At 32.6% G+C, this 2,433-nt stretch carries 4 protein-coding genes; 3 read left to right on the top strand and 1 reads right to left on the bottom strand.

What is annotated here, in order from left to right:
• The coding region (locus ACYVTD_RS11630) for a hypothetical protein (protein ID WP_461247932.1) at positions 1-485 on the top strand (485 nt) is incomplete at its 5' end.
• Positions 466-1,197, top strand: a complete 732-nt coding sequence (locus ACYVTD_RS11625) for a ComEC/Rec2 family competence protein (RefSeq protein WP_461247931.1) — start codon at positions 466-468, stop codon at positions 1,195-1,197. The genes ACYVTD_RS11630 and ACYVTD_RS11625, both read left to right, overlap by 20 nt.
• A gap of 88 nt (positions 1,198-1,285) precedes the next feature.
• On the opposite strand, the gene ACYVTD_RS11620 is transcribed toward ACYVTD_RS11625, so the two are convergent.
• Positions 1,286-1,435 (bottom strand): hypothetical protein, encoded by a 150-nt coding sequence (locus ACYVTD_RS11620; protein WP_461247930.1) that lies wholly within the window; start codon positions 1,433-1,435, stop codon positions 1,286-1,288.
• 50 nt (positions 1,436-1,485) lie between these two features.
• Between ACYVTD_RS11620 and ACYVTD_RS11615 the strand changes: the two genes are divergently transcribed.
• Positions 1,486-2,019, top strand: coding sequence for a hypothetical protein (locus ACYVTD_RS11615; protein WP_461247929.1), 534 nt, complete (start codon positions 1,486-1,488; stop codon positions 2,017-2,019).
• Positions 2,020-2,433: the final 414 nt, after the last annotated feature.

The raw sequence follows: 2,433 nt of genomic DNA, 5'->3' as shown, positions 1-2,433 counted from the left end.
CATCTTATAATATCATTAACTATATGCTTCCAGGGGTTGTATTTTCAGTACTTTCAAAAAATTGGCTTGCTTATAATTTTATCAATGAAAATATATTATTGGAAATATTCATTGTATATTTCATTGGAATAGTAATTAGTAGAATAAGTTCTATCATTATTGAGCCATTATTAAAGAGGATAAAGTTTGTTAAATTCGCACCATATGAAGACTATGTAAAACTAGAAAGTAAAAATCAAAAACTAAAGATTCTAAATGAGCAAAATAATATGTTTAGGACACTTTTTACAACGATAGTTCTGTTGGCATTATTGAAGCTATATCAATTTCTATCTGTCAAATTTTGTTTTTTGCAATATAATTATATTGTACTAATTGTAAGTTTGCTTGTCTTGTTTTTATTTTCTTATCGGAAACAAACAAATTTCATAAGAAGAAGAGTTGAAATTAGCAAAGGAGCGGATCATGAAACAGGTAATATTTAATGTTGGTGGGGCACTTTCAACTTATATTGAGTTTGAAAATAAGACATTGTTAGTTGACATTGGAAAATCAGAGACATTTAACCCTATAATAGATTTTTTATTACCTTTATATAGAAAGCGAGGTGCTATAAAAAGTAATGAAAAATATATTTTAGATCAACTAATAATAAGTCACCCTCATAGCGATCATATATCAGCAATAGTGGATTTTAATAATAACTTTTGTCCTAAATTGTTAACTTGTCCAAATGATAACGAAGGAATGAAAGATATAGAGAAAATAAATTGGAGTTTTTTTGATGATTATGATAATGTAAAAATATTGAAAGAAATGTTGAAATGGCGAGAACCACCATTGCAGACAACTGATTTGCAAAATGAATTTATATATTATATTCCACCAAAAGAGGTCGAAAAAAACAATGATTTGTCCACAGAGAGTTACTGTAACAATATTAGTATTGCCGTGTATGTAAGAATAAATGGTACAAAGATTTTTATGCCTGGTGATCTTCAAAAACAAGGGATGGAATATATTATTTCACATGATATATTATTGCGTAATATTTTAAATGAAGGTGTGGATATATTAATCGCACCTCATCATGGATTACGTTCATCATTTTCGTCATATATGTTTGAACATATAAAAAACAAAAAAACTAGATGTATAAATATAGTTTCTGAAAAGGAAACCACTGGAAGCATATAGTTAATGATATTATAAGATGATATTTTCTCAAATAAATAATCCATAAATTTCCTCCTTTATTATATTTTTTTATCCATAAAAGCAGTACCTACGCATAAACCAATTTCCCCCTCGCCACAGGAATAGCACGCTCCATAAGCCGAGCGGTCTCTATCCATTCATCTATTGCTATTTCAGCATTTTGCACAACTTCGCCGATTAGCCTAAACCCTTGCATTCCAGACTTGCGAAACACCATAAAACGGTATATTCTTAAAGTAACTTTTGATTTTATTTCTGGAGGGAAGAATGGCTTTTTATGATATAGACGGAGAAAAAAAAGACATTGCCGGTATCGGAAAAATGATGATAGACACCAATTCAGTCTCATGGAATATACCGCATCTCCATTTTTTGGTATTGCGTAATGGCGAACATTTTGAAGCCATTTGTCTTGAATTCGGGCTGGTTTCTTCAGGGGGTACGCAAGAAGAGTCTGCCGAACACCTTATCGAACATACCATTTATCATATCGGGACTGTAATAAGCCGTAATAATGGATTTGAGGAATTTAAAGAATTGGCGTTAAACGGTTTTATGAATGGTTTTTGGGGAGCGTATCGGCACATTGAATTCTGCCTCGCTGAAACAAAACAGGATTTGAGCCATGAAATCGAAAGCCGCATAACCAGAGCGCTGCAGGAATTATTTGATAAAAAAGTCAAAGAAATTATTTCTTCTATGGCGAAAAATGCGGCAGATGAGGCAATAAAGGAATATGAGAAAATGTCGGCTTTTAAAATAAATTCCGTCCGTTATCGTTCGCTTGAGGCTGCCGCATGAATGATGGATTTCTGCTTGCGGATTGCGTATTTGACTACCTTTTTACCTCTGACTTTATCCACCAAGCAAAATGGAAACACGATACAAGAGAATTATACTATACGGTGTCTTTTTTCCTGAAGGGAACGCGGGCCTTTACAATATCATTTGAGGTAACTGTTTCAAATGGACAACACAAGATAACAAAGTCAATTATCCGCTTATTGGAAAAAAGGTATTCAAAAGACTTCAATACAGTATTCGTAAATTGCGTTATTCCTTAAATTTCCCACACCTTTTATCCCTTTTTGTACACACTTGCCCCACCCCCAAATTTTCTCTATAATTCCCTCATGGCAAAGTATCCTTTTGAAACAATAGAACCAAAATGGCAAAAGTATTGGGAAGACAACAAAACTTTTAAGGTGACGGAAG

It is taken from the genome of Treponema sp. R6D11 (assembly GCF_054786075.1).
The sequence above is the reverse complement of the archived record's forward strand: the minus strand, read 5'-3'. Positions and strand labels throughout refer to the sequence as shown.